Raw genomic sequence first — 16,613 nt, 5'->3', positions numbered from 1 at the left:
TAATCTATTCGTTAAAGCAGTTAAAAGAGTTAGGTAAAGTCTAGCTGCATCAATTAATAAGCCTGGCAATAATCTGCCAGGCCACATCGCTATAAAGATTTAGTCTGCTCGCCCGCAATCACATCGACTGTGGGTTCTGGGACACGGGCTAGGATGGCTAAGCCAATAATAAACAGGACAATTAAACTGAACACACCAGTGCTTGAATTGCCGGTTATCTGGGCAGTAGCAGCTACAAGCAGCGGGCCCATAATTGAGGCGAACTTTCCAAAGATATTATAGAAACCGAAAAATTCATTGGAATTTTGTTTCGGCACGAGCTTTGCAAAATAGGAACGGCTTAACGCTTGAATCCCGCCTTGAGAGGACGCAACCAGCATCGCAAGAATCCAAAAATCAAATGTCGTCTTCATGAAATAGGCGTAGATACAAACGATAATATAGACAATAATACCAACGTAAAGCATTTTCTTCCCGGTAAACCTTTCCGCTAATCTTCCATACAAAAGTGCAAATGGAGCAGCGACAACCTGGGTGACAAATAAAATAATTAACAGATTTGTAGAGGTGATTCCTAGATCTGATCCATATGCTGTTGACATGGTAATAATCGTTCCAACGCCATCAATGTAAAAGAAATAGGCGAGCAAGAACATAAACAGTGCCCGGTGTTTACGGATTTCTTTAATGGTTTTACCTAAGCGCCTGAAACTGTTAGAAACAATCCTAGGTTCACGATCGATATAATGGCGCTGTTGAACATTTCTAAACAAAGGAATTGAGAAAAATCCCCACCACAAAGCAGTAATAATAAATGCAATTTGGCTTGCCATCGTGGTCGATACAGGGATCGTGCCACTTTGCGCTAGCATGATGATCGCTATTGAGATGATAAATGGAATTGTACTACCAATATAGCCCAATCCATAGCCACGGGCCGAAACGCGGTCCATACGCTCCTCTTCTGTAACGTCAACTAAAAAGGCATCGTAAAAAACGTTCGAACCGGACGAACCAATTACTGCGATGGTGTAGCAAACAAGCAGTAAAGCCCATTGTTCACTTGGAATAAACGCAAGCAGGGCGGTGAACAGTACTCCTAAACCAACAAAAAAGGTGAAGAATTTCTTTTTAAATCCCTGATAATCAGCAACCGTTCCTAAGATAGGGGCCAGCATTGCTAATATAAATGTTGCGATTGCGATCGTATAGCCTAAGTAGGCTGTTGAATTGGAAGCACTGACTCCTGCTTCTGTTGCAGAAGCTTTATAAAACAATGGAAAAACAGCAGTTGAAATAATGATGGAATAAGCAGAGTTCCCCCAGTCATACATCATCCAGCTGTTCTCTTCTTTAGAAAAACGCATTTTCATAAAATTGCCTCCCTAGAAACTAGATTATGTGTATCTATTAATCTAAGAAAAATTCTTCGATAGTTTTCCCATCTGTATCTCCAAGGTCGACCCCAAGCAGGCGGGCAAATGTAGGCCCTTCATCGACAAGGTGCATGAAGGGTATAACGTTGTTTTCCCGAATCCCTTTTCCGGCTGCGATAATCATCGTATGGTAATTTTCTTTTTCAGGAGAATAGCCGTGCGATGCAAACGTGTATCGTTTTGCTTTTACATCTTCTGCTGTGACGGTATCGATGTAAGCACCATTAAGTCCTTCTGTAAAATAAAATCCTCGCAGTGCTTCGATCATAAATGAACAACTGGGATCGGCTCCCCTAGCACCAGCCTCCTCACCCGTCAGCACTTGTTCAATTCCATTTTCAGCATCAAGCAGCAGCCGATCGAGCAGTTGATTAACAGTTCGTTTGGTCGTGGTGTCTTTATTGTCTTTTACATATATATAGGCAGAGCCATCACAGCTTTTGCAATAAGCTTTCCAGTCCTTTACTTTGCCGTTCTTATTTATAGAAATCAGTCCGCGTTCTTTCAGCAATACATTAAGTTTGACAGCCTTTGATTCATCCAGCGAACTGTGATCACCTAATGCAATAAGCGTAGAATCCTCGTAAATGCCAGCTTCCTCTAGTGCATTGGTAATATCGCCCAGCCGCTTATCATGACGGCGGAGAGCAGCCATAGCTTCTTCTGATGAAAAACCATGATAATGGCGCTGCGAATCAAGATCTACAAAGTGGATAAGCATAAGGTTTGGTTTTTTATCTTTAATCGTTTGTACAGTTGATTTCAAGACGAAATCATCCAGTTCAGGCTGGCTTAACCCGTTGCGGATATGGCCAAATTTTCGATTCATATCAAGCTGATAAAGAGGAGTTCCATTCATTAGAGAAACGGCTATTTGATTATGCCAAGGCCGATTGGCGAAAATCTCCGGCATATTGTAATCGATGTCTGCTTTTGCTGTCACCGGCCACAGCAAGGCAGCAGTTGAGAGTCCTGCTCGTTTTGCTTCGTCATATAAAGTGGTGCTCTTTACATGCTTGCGTTCCCAGTACCAGTCAGGCGATGTTTTGCCAGGCTGTACAAATGTGTTGTTAATCACCCCGTGGCGTTTAGGGAATTTTCCCGTAACAATCGTAGCATGACATGGATAAGTGACTGAAGGGTAAATGGTTTCAACATGAGTGCAATAGGATCCTCTTTCCAACAGAGCATTGAAATGGGGCAGCTCTTTAAGGAGTGGGAAATCTAATGAGGAAAGGCAGTCAAATGAAACCACAATTAAATGCTTTGTAAGGCGTTTCATAAAGGCCTCCAATAATAAATTTGGAAATTTATTCTATAGGTCTAATATAACAGAAGATTTGGAATTAAAGTACAGAAAATAGGTGTGATAAATCACTAACACCACGAATAAAGTGAATATAATAACTCTCTAAAAAACGATCTATTTTAGTTACTATTAAAATGATTTTATGGTATTCTATCAAAGTGAATAGAAGAGGTTCTTAGCTGCACCCTCTATAAAAAACTAAGGAGACCATGAATCCATGTCCTTAGGGCATGGATTTTTGCTGTTTTTCCTTCTTAAGGAGATGGAAGGTTTGAAAAATGAAAAAGCACTTGTTGTTTTTAGTGGAGGCCAGGACAGTACAACCTGCTTGTTTTGGGCGCTTCAAGAATTTAAAGAGGTAGAGGCGGTCACATTTAATTATAATCAGCGTCATCAGTTGGAAATTGAAGTTGCAGAAAATATCGCTAATGAACTTGGTGTGAAACACACCGTTTTAGATATGGGCTTATTGAATCAGCTTGCACCCAATGCATTAACACGGGATGATATTGAAATTACCCATAAAGAAGGGGAATTGCCTTCCACGTTTGTTCCAGGAAGAAATCTTGTATTTTTGTCTTTTGCTGCAATATTGGCAAAGCAAGTCGGAGCAAGGCACATCATTACGGGAGTGTGTGAAACAGATTTCAGCGGCTATCCTGATTGCCGGGATGTTTTTATCAAATCATTGAATGTCACCGTAAACCTATCAATGGACGAACAGTTTGTGATCCACACACCTTTAATGTGGCTTGATAAAGCCCAAACTTGGAAGCTTGCAGACAATCTCGAGGCCCTTGATTTTGTTCGGAACAAGACCTTGACTTGCTATAATGGAATCCCTTCCGACGGATGCGGGGAATGTCCAGCGTGTGTCTTACGTAAAAAAGGATTGGAAACCTACCTGGCAGAAAAGGGGGAACGGTAATGTACGGCTTCCGGATCGTCGAAAACCTTCAAAAAATAGACCAGGATATTAAGAGAGATGAGCTAAAATACCATCATAAACGAGTGATGGTCAGCAAGGAATTCACTTTTGACGCGGCTCATCATCTTCATTGCTATGAGGGCAAATGTAAAAACCTACATGGGCATACATATCAGGTGATCTTTGGAATTAGCGGTTTCGTTGGAAAGACAGGGCTACTAATCGATTTTGGAGAAATAAAAGAGATATGGAAGTCGGAAATTGAAATTCACTTGGATCACCGTTACTTAAATGAAACATTGCCAGCCATGAATACGACTGCGGAAAATATGGTCGTTTGGATATACGAACAAATGGATCAGGCTCTGAAAACAAACAGCCGCAAGAGTTCGTATGATGGAGCCAGGGTAGAGTTTGTCCGTTTATATGAAACTCCAACTAGCTTTGCAGAAGCGCGACGGGAGTGGATGGAAGTTGAGTAAATTGCCTGTAATGGAAATTTTCGGTCCGACCATACAAGGAGAAGGTATGGTCATCGGCCAGAAAACAATGTTTGTCAGAACAGCTGGCTGTGATTATTCTTGCTCCTGGTGTGATTCAGCTTTTACCTGGGACGGTTCTGGAAAAGATGACATCGACCTTATGACAGCAGAGGAAATTCTTAGTGAGCTTCGAAATGTAGGAGGCCAGTCATTCTCCCATGTGACGATCTCAGGCGGAAATCCGGCCCTTTTAAAAAATCTTGGAGAACTCGTATTGCTGTTAAAAGAGAATAATATCCAAACCGCACTCGAAACACAGGGCAGCAAATGGCAGGACTGGATGCTTGAAATCAATGATTTAACGATTTCGCCGAAGCCGCCGAGCTCCAATATGGTCACCGATTTTGGTGTCTTAGACTTGATTCTTGACCAACTAAGACACCATTCTCATACGAGTTTAAAGGTAGTCATTTTTGATGAAAACGATTTGACTTATGCAAAGACTGTTCATTTGCGATATCCTCAGGTTCCATTGTTTTTGCAGGTTGGGAATGATGATATCTCTAATATGAATAATCAGGAGTTAACGTCCAAGCTGCTTATGAAATATGAAGCTTTAGTTAATGCAGTTATGGAAGATGCTAAGCTCAATAATGTAAGAATTCTGCCTCAGCTGCATGCACTGATATGGGGAAATAAACGCGGTGTCTGATTAATTATCATAGAAACTAAAAAAGTTCAAAAGATCCAGTTACAATGCATTTAAAAACTCGAGAATGTATTAAACTGATTGGAAGAGCTTCTCACAACCTTGATATTCCAGTAAAAATTATATCGATAAAAAGCCGCTCTCGGATAGCCCAGGGCGGCTTCTTTCATCTATGAAGCGTTCTGCATGTTTTTAATATCAGATTAGTAAAAAAAGCGACAGATAACTTCCGTTCCATATTTATACAGAAAAACGATTGACAACCATTGTGTATTAATCATATAATACACCCATAGTGTATGAACTATTTAATACACACACTTAAGTGATGTATTACTTAAAAGGTCGTATAGGAGTTGTTTCGATGAATGTAAACTTTAATAATCGTGACCCGGTCTATTTGCAGATTGTTCGTTATTTCAAGGAAAAAATCGCAATTGGTGAATTGGAGCCTGGAGAGGAAATCCCATCGAGACGTGAGTTAGCAAACAGGATGAAAATTAATCCTAATACTGCACAACGAGCGTATAAAGAAATGGAGGAACAGGGTTTGATCTATACAGAACGGAATCATCCGAGCAAAATTACCACAGATACAAAGACGCTAGGTAAAGTGAGAGAAGAGTTGATTATTGAAGCAGTTGATATGTTTGTAACTTCGATTCGTTCGATTAACGTGCCAGTCGAGGAGCTGCTTGACTTGGTTAGGGTAAAGTACACAGCTAACGATGATAAGGAGGCTTAAACATGATAGAAGTAAAAGCAGTCGAAAAGAAATTCGGACGCAAGAAAATATTAAAAGGCGTATCTTTTACGGCGAACAAGGGTGAAATCACTTGTTTAATTGGAATAAATGGGGTTGGCAAGACAACAATTTTAAATGCAATTATGGCCCTGACCCCAATTAATAAAGGACAGATTTTAATAGATGGAAAACGGTTAGATAAAACTACATTCGAAAAAATCACTTTTATTCCTGATGTCATTACGATGCTTCCACAAATGACAATAGCAGAGGCGATGGAGTTTATGAATGACTTTTATACTTGTTGGAATCAGGAACGTGCAACCGAATTACTAGAGTTTTTTAGATTAAATCTTAGTGACCGAATTGCTTCCTTATCAAAAGGGAATACGGCAAAGGTTAATCTGTTACTTGGCTTAGCACTTGATGTGGATTATGTTTTGATGGATGAGCCGTTCTCGGGAATTGACATGTTCAGTCGAGAGGAAATAGCAAATGTGTTCACAAGTCATTTGATTGAGAATCGCGGCGTCATCATTACGACACATGAAGTAGGAGATATTGAACATTTAATCGATAAGGTTGTCCTTCTAGACGATGGAATCGTTACAAAAGAATTTAGTGCAGAAGAAGCACGTGAAAACGAAGGGAAGTCTGTCATCGATGTGATGAGAGAGGTGTATAAAAGATGAAAAATTATCTGAAGCTAGTTAACTTTGAATTTAACCGTATTGCGATACTATTTTCAGCCTTGTTAGGGATCACCTTTGTTGCGCAGATTGTAGGAGTTATTGTGCAATCAAGAAGTTATTTAAGCATGGCCAATGAAAAAATCTATGATGAGATGATGTCGAAGGCTCAGTTTCTGGAAATTTTTGGTCAAATGAGTTTCTTACAGATCGCAAGAAGTGTATGGTTTATGGGACCAATCGCATTTTGTATTGCTGGGGTTGGCTTTTATATCTTTCTTATTTGGTATCGTGATTGGATTGGAAAAAATACATTTATTTATCGGCTATTAATGCTCCCAACAACAAGATTGAATATCTTTTATTCAAAGATTACCAATATCCTGATTATGACATTTGGTCTTGTTGCATTTCAACTTATTATCATACCGATCGAGATGTTGGTTATGAAAGTTATGGTACCTAATGAATTCAGAAGGGATATGGGTGTGAATGAAATTGTATCAAGCATGCCTGAATTAGGTATCATTATTCCAACCAGTATTGTTGAGCTTATCCTCTATTATGGAGCTGGAATGTTGGTTGTCTCGATTTTATTTACCGCAATTTTAATGGAAAGAAGTTACAGGTGGAAAGGAATTTTTGCTGGCCTTATTTATAGTGCCGTCGCGGCAGTTGTTTTGATTTCACCAGTTTTTTTACACGAGTTTGTATTAAACGGCTTTTTCTACCCGATTGAATTGTTGATACTTGAAATCGTAATGGGGTTAATTGTACTCGCTCTATCGGTTTGGCTAAGTGGATTTTTATTAAAGAATAAGATCACCGTATAAGGAGTGAATAAAATGAGAAAATACTGGAAATCTACTGCAATCATCGTTTTAATTGTGCTAACAATTGGAACTTTCTATGTGAATTCTGCTACATCAGCGGAACAACATCCGGAGTTTGTTATCCAAACACAGAGTGGTGATGCAAAAGAGATAAATTCATTAGTGTTGGAGGGATCCTATACAGATACTTCCTCTATGAATTATGTGAGTACGAATTTGAAAATCACCGCTGACGGATCTACATACAATAGCCGTTCCTTTCTAGATCAGGTAACAGGGCAGCCTCCTACTATGATCAAAGAATTTCGGGAAGAATATCGTACCTTCATGCGAGGCAAGCAGTCATGGGTCAACTTGTATTTTGAGAACAATGATTTTCTGGCTTATGCAGATGTTAATTATAAAATGGGGTCGTTAAGAACGAGGGACTTTACGTTTGATTTATCTGTGTTAAACAAAGAGGATGATCATATAAACTCCTTCACGGTGAAAGTTCCAAACAGTGGAGAACTGGATCATATTTTTGTGGAAGATATACAGCTGTTTGATAATGAAATGATTCTTATCACCCAAAACATCATGAAAAATGACTTCAATAATGAAACACATATCTATACAATAGATATTTCGAATCAGACAATTAGCAACCATGAACCTATTGTTCAAGATCCACAAGGGCAAGGCGATACCAGTTTTAACGTACAAATAATGAGAACAAACCCCACAAAAGCAAATGAACACCTTGTGCTCATAAAAAGGGAAGTAAAAGTGATTGAAGATACGGAATCTATCAGAGAAGAAGTGATCAATGAAGAAATCATTTCCGTCAATTTACAAACGAAAGAAAAAGAAGAAATTAATATACCAGACTTGCAATTAGATAATAACCAACTTAGCTTCTATGATGGCTCTACCATTTATTTCATGATCTTAGCTGGACAGGAGCTCGTTGTAACTCCTTATAGTTTAGAAAAAGATCAAGTTGGTCAAGCATTTAGTATCCAACTATCAGGTGAGAAGGATATTGTGCATGGTCAAATGACAACCGTAAAAGACGGTAAACTGTATCTTGCTTCCGCGCAAATGAGTTCAACCATTGATGCAGGTGTGATTGTTGCAGACTTGAAAACAACAAAAACCCTTTTTAAAGGTCAAATAGCTTTAAAAGGTTCATCGGAAGAAAAGCATCATTTCGAGTTATATTTGCATGAAATGTTTGTGAAATAGAATCTTAGGCAAGGAATGTTTGAATTTTAAGATCTTACAAAGGAAAGCCGCCCGCGTTTCGCTATGGGCGGCTTGTTTTCATTTATTTTGTCGAGCTGCTTCAGTTTATGCTTAGCTTACGGACTTGCACTTTGCTTATTAAGAGGACTTCTGCTGATGCTCATCAATGAGCCTTAGTGCACCTCTTCTAATCCAATATTGCAAGCTTTCGGTTGGGAATACACCTCGGGAATGAGATTTATCCATCTGGATGACGGCTATGCCTTCTTTTACTTCTAAAATCTTTAACCGCTCCGAATTGCTCAGGTTAGGCAAAAATCCGTTTTTCATTTCAAATTCCATGTTATTTGATAAATCCATCATGAACAAAACCTCCTAGAAGGACTAATTTTAATGATAGCATTCCCAGAATTATAGGTTCTATCCATATCTTGGGTGAATAAAAAAAGATTAAAATAAAAAACCGCTTATGTAAAGGTGGCCAGTTTGTCGACAAAAGGGTCTTTGGAATGTTCTCATTCCGAACCCCTTTTTGGAATATTTTGCGGACTAGATGTTATTGAGGAACAAGTTGATCTAAAGCGACCATCCTCTAATTGATCTCGTTGGATTGGATTATTTTTCGAAAGCATCTTCATCATCTCAAGAGTTATATGATTCTATTTTAAAATAGACTTTGGTATAGTTCTACCTTAAGTTTAGAAGCCCTGTTGATTGGAGTGGAAGGCGCGTAGACTCCTCGAAATTCCTCATTATGCTATCGCATAATTTCGTGTGATGTGAATTCACGGATGCCTTCCTTGTGCTATCGCATTTCCTTCGTGCGTGGGCAAATTCGAGGATGCCCAATCAATGTCCTGCGGGATCAGCTGGACAGGTGAGACCCCGCAGCAGACGCCAATGGCGGCGAGGAGGCTCAGCGCCGGCCCCGCGGAAAGCGAAGCGCCTGGAACGGAAATCAACAGCCCCATTCCACCACGAACCAAAAAAAGACTGTAAACAAACACGATTTTCATCGAGTTTGTCTACAGTCTGACAGCCTTATGTAAAGGCGGCATCAATGTGTATCACCAATATGAAGTTAGCTTGTCAGCCGGTCAAGACATCTTCGCTCGGATATTTAACATTGGTTTTTTCAGGCTTTGCGAGCGAAAAAGCGAGAGTTAACGGACCCAGTTTGCCTAGAAACATGATAAATATAATGACAATTTTACCAACGGCTGATAAGTCCGCGGTGATCCCCATTGACAACCCAACTGTTCCAAATGCAGAAACGACTTCAAACAGGAGTTCCAGGAAGGGGAGTTCCTCAGTAATGTTAATGATAAAAAGAGCAAGAAACACAAATAAAACTGAAATCATAAAGATGGCTAAAGCTTTAAGAATAAAGAAGGAAGCCAAAGACTTTTTAAAGATTACAATATCCTTTTTACCTTTAATAAATGAAAATACAGCTAAGAAGATAATCATGAATGTTGTTAATTTAATCCCTCCGCCTGTAGAGGCACTTCCAGCTCCAATAAACATAAGAAACACCATAAATAGTACAGTTGAGTTTTCGAGCCCGCCAATATCAACGGTATTGAACCCTGCTGTTCTAGTTGTTACTGCTTGAAAATAAGAAGCCCAAAACTGTTCATTGGCCGTTAAGCTTCCTAATGTATTGGGATTATTGAATTCTAATCCGAAAATGGTCAGCATTGCGACAACATTTATAATTAGCGTTCCAACAATCATCATTTTTGAATGAAGGGTTAACTGCCTAAACTCCTTTTTGTACCAAAGATCTGTCAAAACCGTGAAACCTAATCCGCCAATGATAAATAACAAGGTAATCACCAGGTTCACGACTGGATCCCCAACGTACCTGCTTAATCCATCGGGCCACAAAGCAAATCCAGCGTTATTGAATGCAGATATGGAATGGAAAAGACTATAGTATGACCCTGTTTTCCAGCCAAATTCTGGAATCCAACGCAGACATAGCATAAGAAAGGCAATAAATTCAATAATAATTGAATAGAAGAGTAAGGTTTTAACCAGCCTGATGACTCCCCCAATAGAGGTCTGATTCAAGGCTTGCTGCAAAATCATCCGGCCTTTAAAGCCGATTTTCCTGCCCAGCATGATATAAATTAAAACGGCAAAAGACATAATACCCAACCCGCCAAGCTGGATAAGAATCATAATTGCAACTTCTCCAAACAAGGTGAAGGATTTTCCTGTGTCTATTACTGCTAACCCTGTAACAGTCATAGCAGAAGTGGAGGTGAAGAAAGCATCCACCCAGGATATCCCTCCAGTCGTAGAAAAAGGCAATTTTAAAATAACAGTACCTACAGCTATTGAGATAATAAAAGTTAAAATTAAGAGCTGCGGCGGACTCATTTTTACCGATTTGAGATACATGTAGGTAGCCCCTTTGTAAACCTGATTTTATAAGTATTAATGGTTAAGAATATATAATCAGGTGCTGAAGATATCGTCAAGATATTTTTTCCAAATCGATTAACAATGGAGGCAGTTATCAGGGATAGTACTTTTTAGGATTAAGCTAGTACTCAATATGGAGGGATAGGGATGAAAGAGGTATGGAAAACAAAATTCTGTAAAAACTGTAAAAAGAAAACGGTCCACAATGCCCGGGAAGACGCCTTAGAAATCGAATACCGCTGTACAGAATGCGGAAAAGAAGATGAAGTGATTAAGACGTTTTTTTAATGAAGGGCTTGGATCCAACAGGGATTCAAGCTTTTTTATGGTCAGAAAATATTTGGTAAAAGTTACTCGGACACAATAAAATTAGCTTGTGTGTATACTGACCGAAAAAAGTTGACTTTATGCTGTCTTTCTAAATCTTTGCTCCAGATACATTGCATACTATTGTTTTACAATTAACCTGTCTAAAAATATACCTGTAAAATTAATTTCGGCTGTTTTTCCTCATACATGACATTTATCATGGTTTGGACATGACAGGTGCTACTACACAGTGATATTTGCTTTCTATATACTTTAGATATTGAATGAAAGGAAGGGGAATTTGAAAAAATGACCAACCAAAATGCAAGGACGCTAAGGAAGCTAGTTGCTCCCTTCGAAAAATCCGATTTAATGGCAAGTATATGGCAGATAGTTAATACAGTTGTACCTTTTGTGGTACTATGGATCCTGGCCTACCAAAGTCTTTCAGTTTCTTATTTGCTGACACTTGTTTTCGCAGTGCCTGCAGCAGGCTTTTTAGTGCGAATCTTTATTATTTTTCATGATTGCTGCCACCACTCTTTCTTTAAAAACCGTAAAGCTAATAAAATAGTGGGCACCATTGCTGGAATCTTGACTTTGTTCCCTTATAATCAATGGGCGCATGAACACTCTGTTCATCATGCTACAAGCTCTAACCTTGATAAACGGGGTACTGGCGATATCTGGATGATGACAGTCGATGAATATTTAGCTGCTTCTATTTGGACAAAAATCGGCTACCGGCTTTACCGGAATCCGTTAGTGATGTTCGGCATAGGACCAATTTACATTTTTGTGATTACCAACCGTTTTAACAGAAAAGGCGCTAAATGGAATGAACGTCTTAACACTTATATCGTAAATGTTTCCCTCGCAAGTTTGGTTGTCTTCTTTTCTTGGCTAATTGGATGGCAGAATTTCCTGATTGTTCAGGGGACCATCTTTTTCATCTCTGGTTCTGTTGGCATTTGGCTTTTTTATGTACAACATACCTTTGAAGATGCCTACTTTGAAGAAGATGAGAATTGGGAATATGTAAAAGCTGCAGTGGAAGGAAGCTCGTTTTACAAACTTCCAAAACTCCTACAATGGTTGACTGGGAACATTGGTTTTCACCATGTTCATCACTTGAGCCCAAGAGTACCGAACTACAAGCTTGAAGAAGTTCATAAAAGTACAACACCTTTACAAAACGTGCCAACCATTACACTTAAAACAAGCTTAGAGTCTCTTCGTTTCCGATTATGGGATGAAGAACGTAAAAACTTTGTTAGTTTTGGTGACATAAAAGGGATTATTAAACAAAAAAATATGTCCGTTCAGACGAAGCCTGAGCTGTAAAATACGATTTAAAGCTCCCCTTGGTGCAAGATCACAACTTTTTGAGTTGATCTGCAAAAGGGGAGCTTGTTTTATAAAAGCTATAAGCCTTAAGGCAATAGACAAGGTATTATGGTAAAATACAAATAAACCCAGTTTCTTATTATAAATGAGGTTTTTTAAATGTTAAACAAGTATGTAAATTTATTAAAAAGCACCGGGATATCTCCTTATATATGGGCAGTATTAGCGATATTGCCGTTTTACTTTATCTCACAACTATCAACGACAGCTGAAATGGTTGTTGGAATCTTACTAACGCTATCTTTCTTTTTTATCTACTGGTTTGCATTTGTATCTAAGGGATGGCCAGTCTATCTTTGGACCTGCCTTCTTATCATTATGTCGATTGCAGCCACGGGTTTTTACAGTTACGTTTATTTTGCTTTTTTTCTAGCCTTCTTAATTGGAAATATAAAAGATCGAATTGCCTTTCTAGTCCTTTATTTTATTCATCTGATAAGCACTTCGGGTGCCATTAACTTTAACATAGTGATGAAAGATGAACTGTTCCTGAGACAGCTTCCGTTTGTCATTATTATCTGGGTAAGTATCATTTTACTACCATTTACCATTCGCAATAAAAAAGAGCTTGGACACCTAGAGGAGAAACTCGAGGATGCAAACAAGCGGATATCCGATTTGGTAAAATTGGAGGAACGGCAGCGAATAGCTCGCGATTTGCATGATACACTTGGGCAAAAGCTGTCTCTAATCGGTTTAAAAAGCGATCTGGCGAGAAAATTAGTTTACAAAGACCCTGAAAAAGCTAGAAACGAGTTAAGAGATGTACAGCAGACGGCAAGAACCGCTCTGAATGAAGTAAGACAGATGGTTTCTGAAATGCGCGGGATACGCTTGAGAGATGAGCTAACTCACATAAAACAGCTATTAAGTGCTGCTGAAATCGATTTTAAGTTAGAAACGGAACCGACATTAACAAATGTCTCCTTATTAACTGAAAATATTTTGAGCATGTGTCTAAAAGAGTCTGTGACTAATGTAGTAAAACATAGCAAGGCGACAGAATGCCTCGTATCGATAGCACAAACGAGGGACGAAGTCATTATAACTGTCAGTGACAATGGAACTGGCGATGTGAACGACCAATCCTCTGCAAATGGCCATGGATTAATTGGAATGAGAGAAAGACTAGAGTTTGTGAATGGCAGCCTTGAGGTTACTGGCGGGGATGGTTCAAAATTGGTTATCAAAGTACCAAATGATGTGAAACAGATAGGATAAGGGGGAGCAAGAGTAATGATAAGGATTGTCATTGCTGAAGACCAGCGAATGTTATTGGGGGCTTTAGGTTCGTTACTTAATCTCGAAGATGATATGGAAGTTGTTGGCAAGGCAAGCAATGGGGAGGAAGCGACCCAGCTTGTCGAGAAGCTTAAACCAGATGTTTGCATTATGGATATAGAAATGCCTGGTAAGACTGGGCTGGAAGCCGCTGAAGAGCTTAAGGGGAAAGGTTGTAAAGTGATTATCTTAACCACATTTGCCCGCTCAGGCTATTTTCAGCGTGCCTTAAAAGCAGGTGTAAGCGGCTATTTACTGAAGGATAGCCCGAGCGAAGAGCTATCTGATTCCATCCGCAGCGTTATGGCGGGCAGGCGAGTTTATGCACCTGAACTAATGGATAATGTCTATAGCGAAGAAAATCCGTTAACTGACAGGGAGAAGGCAGTCCTTGAATTGATTGCCGGCGGGAAAAACACTAATGAAATTGCTGATGAGCTAAGCATAAAAACGGGTACAGTCAGAAATTATATCTCAGCCATTTTAGATAAGCTAGAAGTTAAAAACCGAATTGAAGCCATTACCCAATCAAAGGAAAAGGGCTGGTTTAAATAGAAGATAAAACCTGCATTTTTGGATGCAGGTTTTTCTATGGATTTGAATGAATAAACTTTCCAGGTTCACGTCGGCCGACCTGTGTAACAGACGGTTGATCAATTTTTGTTCATCAGACTATCTCGGTCATCAAAAGTAGGAGGCTGTTCTAGCCATCCATTATCTATCAAAATATTTACCCCGTCCTCTGCGTATTTTGTGATATCTACTATTAGAAGTGAATATTTTCCCGCTAAATCACGGCGTTGTGATAAAGAAAAAGCGGCACCATAATACCCGATGGCAGTTGAAATCAAGGTTGCAATATGAAATAGCATTAACTTATCTGAAAAGGGAGGAACAGTTGAGTTGGTAACCTCAGCATCCCATTTTTTTGGAGGCGGTAAATGACTTTCTGCTAATATCGATCTGAAAAAATCAAAATGCTGGTCGCAAATATTTGCACCTCTTTTTAAATAATCCCTAATAACCTTTGATCTCGCGACTTGGCTAAAACCTAATTCTAATACTATTTTTGCCGCGTTCTTTTGCATGTTGAAAAAGATCCCGCTTGATTCTACAGCATTTAGGGGCCTTCGCGTTCCGAACCAGCCAGTTAGAAAGCTTTGCTTTTCAACATAATCAATCTGGCTGGGTGGATTTATATTGGGAGGCCTGCTGGCTATACCCTTTTCTAGCATTAAATTTAATATCCGGCTGTATAATCCCATGGCCTGAGCGCTGCAGTTTGTGAAATACTTAATCTGGTCATGCCTTGTGGAGGTGCTGACAGCCCCTGCATAGCCTGAAAGGCCGTGAATGGTCATAATGTGCATGTAGACAATCATAAACGTATCTGAAAATAAGCGTGGAGCTGCCAAATCTACATCTTCTTTAGTAAATCCTTTTGGGACTGGGTAGTTTTCTTTATCAAGAAAGCCTTTTATTTTATCAACATGTGTTAGAGACAGCCTTAGGGCAATCTTGAGAATCGAGCGTATATCCTTATCCTCTACCGATTTTAAATAATACTTTAAAATACATACCGACATACTGTCATTAATATATTGAGACCAAAGATTTGCAATTTCAGACGAAGTTAAGCCAGTATTATGGCTAATATCCTTCATAAATGTACCTCCCAAAATATATGTACTTAATACTAGACCTCCAATTAGTTTGAAGAGATTCACAAAAAATATTCCAGAATAAATGAGAGAAGTATAACTTTTCCAGAAATTTTATAAAAGGATGTGTGTGAGGAGCATTGGATAATAGCTAGGCAGGCGGTGATTTCGTAGAGGGAATTGAAGGAAATGTACATGGAAAGGACTTTATTTCAGATAGACAGATTCACTCCACATGAAGGAGGATCCCTTGAATTGAGGTATAAAGATAATAAAGCCAAATAAAAGAGCTGGGAGAAATTATCTCCCAGCTCTTTTACTGTACCTCAAATTTACTTATAGAACACTTTATCAACATTATATTTTGCTTTAAGTGTGTTGATAATGTAGGTTTCGTATATTTCACGATCCGCAGCCTCTTCGACAGTAAATACAGCAATCTTGTAAACCTCATCGCGATGAGCCTTGATAGGCGAAACTGTGTCTTCAAAGTGCTTTTTTACACGTGGGCGTAGCTTCCGGGCTTTGCCGACAAACAGCAGTTCATCATCAGCATTAAACATCATGATGATACCGCCTTTATCTCTTGGAATTCGATGGTAGTCTGTAAAACCAAATTCGCTGCTTAATGGTGCTTCAACGGCTTCTCCAAGTTGTTTCTTTTTTGTAAGTACCACATCAGGTGCTGGAATTTCAATCTTAATCATTAATTGTTCACTTCCTATATGTTGATTCATAAATCCTATCACACGATTGTCAGAAAGCCAAATTATACCTTACCTTTATGCCTAAAACAACGGGTATAGTATCAGAGTATACTAATTCTGTGGGATTTATCCTGAAAAGTACAAGCCATATAGTTACGCTAGTTTTAAAAAAGAGATTTTATAAGAGAATATTGAAAATTTTCAAATAAACAGATTGCAATTTTTTTTGAAGGAAGTTATAATAATTTCAAACAGCTTGAGCTTCTAAAGAGGTAGCCCTCTTATGATCAGCGGAACGCTTGTTTCCTTTACTCACTATTAATAAATGTTTTTTACATTACTGTCTAGTCTGGTACCGAAAGGGAAACCCAGGCAAGAGCCAGTTGCATACCTATGCAGCTGGCTTTTATTTTTTTAGCTAAAAACAGATTATTTGCAAACACAGGAGGAGATTAGA

The 16,613-nt window shown here is 39.0% G+C and carries 17 protein-coding genes and 1 riboswitch; of the genes, 11 read left to right on the top strand and 6 right to left on the bottom strand.

Annotated elements, in window-relative coordinates; translation table 11 throughout:
• Window positions 1-89: 89 nt before the first annotated feature.
• Together HRJ06_RS07700 and HRJ06_RS07695 are read right to left on the bottom strand one after the other, a co-directional pair.
• On the bottom strand, window positions 90-1,373 hold the full coding sequence (locus tag HRJ06_RS07700) for an MFS transporter (protein WP_174731390.1): 1,284 nt from the start codon (window positions 1,371-1,373) through the stop codon (window positions 90-92).
• A 37-nt stretch (window positions 1,374-1,410) separates the two neighbouring features.
• Complete coding sequence (locus tag HRJ06_RS07695; RefSeq protein WP_174731387.1) at window positions 1,411-2,718, bottom strand: alkaline phosphatase family protein; 1,308 nt, start codon at window positions 2,716-2,718, stop codon at window positions 1,411-1,413.
• Window positions 2,719-2,907: 189 nt separating this feature from the next.
• Window positions 2,908-2,953, top strand: a riboswitch (PreQ1 riboswitch).
• Between the two features lie 63 nt (window positions 2,954-3,016).
• On the opposite strand from HRJ06_RS07695, the gene queC reads away from it, so the two are divergent.
• From queC to HRJ06_RS07660, 7 genes are all read left to right on the top strand, one after another.
• Window positions 3,017-3,673, top strand: coding sequence for a 7-cyano-7-deazaguanine synthase QueC (gene queC / locus HRJ06_RS07690; protein WP_174731384.1), 657 nt, complete (start codon window positions 3,017-3,019; stop codon window positions 3,671-3,673).
• Window positions 3,673-4,155, top strand: a complete 483-nt coding sequence (queD, locus tag HRJ06_RS07685) for a 6-carboxytetrahydropterin synthase QueD (protein ID WP_174731381.1) — start codon at window positions 3,673-3,675, stop codon at window positions 4,153-4,155. Before queC ends, queD begins: the two co-directional genes overlap by 1 nt.
• Window positions 4,148-4,867, top strand: a complete 720-nt coding sequence (gene queE / locus HRJ06_RS07680) for a 7-carboxy-7-deazaguanine synthase QueE (protein ID WP_174731378.1) — start codon at window positions 4,148-4,150, stop codon at window positions 4,865-4,867. Before queD ends, queE begins: the two co-directional genes overlap by 8 nt.
• Window positions 4,868-5,228: 361 nt before the next feature.
• Window positions 5,229-5,609: a GntR family transcriptional regulator gene (locus HRJ06_RS07675; protein ID WP_174731375.1), complete on the top strand. Its 381-nt coding sequence runs from the start codon at window positions 5,229-5,231 to the stop codon at window positions 5,607-5,609.
• Between the two features lie 2 nt (window positions 5,610-5,611).
• On the top strand, window positions 5,612-6,301 hold the full coding sequence (locus tag HRJ06_RS07670; protein ID WP_174731372.1) for an ATP-binding cassette domain-containing protein: 690 nt from the start codon (window positions 5,612-5,614) through the stop codon (window positions 6,299-6,301).
• Window positions 6,298-7,131 (top strand): hypothetical protein, encoded by an 834-nt coding sequence (locus HRJ06_RS07665; RefSeq protein WP_174731369.1) that lies wholly within the window; start codon window positions 6,298-6,300, stop codon window positions 7,129-7,131. Before HRJ06_RS07670 ends, HRJ06_RS07665 begins: the two co-directional genes overlap by 4 nt.
• Window positions 7,132-7,143: 12 nt before the next feature.
• Window positions 7,144-8,358 carry a hypothetical protein gene (locus tag HRJ06_RS07660; protein ID WP_174731366.1) on the top strand — a complete coding sequence of 405 codons (1,215 nt, stop codon included), beginning with the start codon at window positions 7,144-7,146 and terminating at the stop codon, window positions 8,356-8,358.
• 138 nt (window positions 8,359-8,496) lie between these two features.
• Here HRJ06_RS07660 and HRJ06_RS07655 read toward each other — a convergent pair whose 3' ends face one another.
• Window positions 8,497-8,721 (bottom strand): hypothetical protein, encoded by a 225-nt coding sequence (locus HRJ06_RS07655; protein WP_242035160.1) that lies wholly within the window; start codon window positions 8,719-8,721, stop codon window positions 8,497-8,499.
• A 726-nt stretch (window positions 8,722-9,447) separates the two neighbouring features.
• On the bottom strand, window positions 9,448-10,767 hold the full coding sequence (locus tag HRJ06_RS07650) for a TrkH family potassium uptake protein (RefSeq protein WP_174731363.1): 1,320 nt from the start codon (window positions 10,765-10,767) through the stop codon (window positions 9,448-9,450).
• A 171-nt stretch (window positions 10,768-10,938) separates the two neighbouring features.
• On the opposite strand from HRJ06_RS07650, the gene HRJ06_RS07645 reads away from it, so the two are divergent.
• The 4 genes from HRJ06_RS07645 (at window position 10,939) to HRJ06_RS07630 (ending at window position 14,343) form a co-directional block, all read left to right on the top strand.
• On the top strand, window positions 10,939-11,079 hold the full coding sequence (locus HRJ06_RS07645) for a hypothetical protein (protein WP_174731361.1): 141 nt from the start codon (window positions 10,939-10,941) through the stop codon (window positions 11,077-11,079).
• A 330-nt stretch (window positions 11,080-11,409) separates the two neighbouring features.
• Window positions 11,410-12,444 carry a Delta(5) desaturase DesA gene (gene desA / locus HRJ06_RS07640; protein ID WP_174731358.1) on the top strand — a complete coding sequence of 345 codons (1,035 nt, stop codon included), beginning with the start codon at window positions 11,410-11,412 and terminating at the stop codon, window positions 12,442-12,444.
• 162 nt (window positions 12,445-12,606) lie between these two features.
• Complete coding sequence (locus HRJ06_RS07635; RefSeq protein ID WP_174731355.1) at window positions 12,607-13,728, top strand: sensor histidine kinase; 1,122 nt, start codon at window positions 12,607-12,609, stop codon at window positions 13,726-13,728.
• A 15-nt stretch (window positions 13,729-13,743) separates the two neighbouring features.
• The gene (locus HRJ06_RS07630) at window positions 13,744-14,343 is read left to right on the top strand and encodes a response regulator transcription factor (protein WP_174731352.1); all 600 of its coding nucleotides are present in this window, start codon (window positions 13,744-13,746) and stop codon (window positions 14,341-14,343) included.
• 98 nt (window positions 14,344-14,441) lie between these two features.
• Here HRJ06_RS07630 and HRJ06_RS07625 read toward each other — a convergent pair whose 3' ends face one another.
• Window positions 14,442-15,452 carry a DUF3231 family protein gene (locus HRJ06_RS07625; protein WP_174731349.1) on the bottom strand — a complete coding sequence of 337 codons (1,011 nt, stop codon included), beginning with the start codon at window positions 15,450-15,452 and terminating at the stop codon, window positions 14,442-14,444.
• A gap of 329 nt (window positions 15,453-15,781) precedes the next feature.
• A complete protein-coding gene (locus HRJ06_RS07620) occupies window positions 15,782-16,156 on the bottom strand; it encodes a nucleotide excision repair endonuclease (protein WP_174731346.1) in 375 nt (124 codons plus the stop codon).
• Window positions 16,157-16,613 lie beyond the last annotated feature (457 nt).

This window comes from Mesobacillus harenae, assembly GCF_013343715.1.
GTDB classification, from domain to species: domain Bacteria; phylum Bacillota; class Bacilli; order Bacillales; family Cytobacillaceae; genus Mesobacillus_A; species Mesobacillus_A harenae.
Note: the sequence above shows the minus strand (reverse complement) of the source record. Positions and strands in the feature narration are given on the sequence as shown.

What these genes read in the sequence shown, in the direction of transcription:
- HRJ06_RS07625 (WP_174731349.1), bottom strand. Translation starts at nt 15,452, where the DNA reads ATGAAGGATATTAGCCATAATACTGGCTTAACTTCGTCTGAAATTGCA.
- queD (WP_174731381.1), top strand. Translation starts at nt 3,673, where the DNA reads ATGTACGGCTTCCGGATCGTCGAAAACCTTCAAAAAATAGACCAGGAT.
- HRJ06_RS07630 (WP_174731352.1), top strand. Translation starts at nt 13,744, where the DNA reads ATGATAAGGATTGTCATTGCTGAAGACCAGCGAATGTTATTGGGGGCT.
- HRJ06_RS07655 (WP_242035160.1), bottom strand. Translation starts at nt 8,721, where the DNA reads ATGATGGATTTATCAAATAACATGGAATTTGAAATGAAAAACGGATTT.
- HRJ06_RS07645 (WP_174731361.1), top strand. Translation starts at nt 10,939, where the DNA reads ATGAAAGAGGTATGGAAAACAAAATTCTGTAAAAACTGTAAAAAGAAA.
- HRJ06_RS07665 (WP_174731369.1), top strand. Translation starts at nt 6,298, where the DNA reads ATGAAAAATTATCTGAAGCTAGTTAACTTTGAATTTAACCGTATTGCG.
- HRJ06_RS07635 (WP_174731355.1), top strand. Translation starts at nt 12,607, where the DNA reads ATGTTAAACAAGTATGTAAATTTATTAAAAAGCACCGGGATATCTCCT.
- HRJ06_RS07620 (WP_174731346.1), bottom strand. Translation starts at nt 16,156, where the DNA reads ATGATTAAGATTGAAATTCCAGCACCTGATGTGGTACTTACAAAAAAG.
- HRJ06_RS07675 (WP_174731375.1), top strand. Translation starts at nt 5,229, where the DNA reads ATGAATGTAAACTTTAATAATCGTGACCCGGTCTATTTGCAGATTGTT.
- HRJ06_RS07660 (WP_174731366.1), top strand. Translation starts at nt 7,144, where the DNA reads ATGAGAAAATACTGGAAATCTACTGCAATCATCGTTTTAATTGTGCTA.
- HRJ06_RS07700 (WP_174731390.1), bottom strand. Translation starts at nt 1,373, where the DNA reads ATGAAAATGCGTTTTTCTAAAGAAGAGAACAGCTGGATGATGTATGAC.
- HRJ06_RS07695 (WP_174731387.1), bottom strand. Translation starts at nt 2,718, where the DNA reads ATGAAACGCCTTACAAAGCATTTAATTGTGGTTTCATTTGACTGCCTT.
- desA (WP_174731358.1), top strand. Translation starts at nt 11,410, where the DNA reads ATGACCAACCAAAATGCAAGGACGCTAAGGAAGCTAGTTGCTCCCTTC.
- HRJ06_RS07670 (WP_174731372.1), top strand. Translation starts at nt 5,612, where the DNA reads ATGATAGAAGTAAAAGCAGTCGAAAAGAAATTCGGACGCAAGAAAATA.
- HRJ06_RS07650 (WP_174731363.1), bottom strand. Translation starts at nt 10,767, where the DNA reads ATGTATCTCAAATCGGTAAAAATGAGTCCGCCGCAGCTCTTAATTTTA.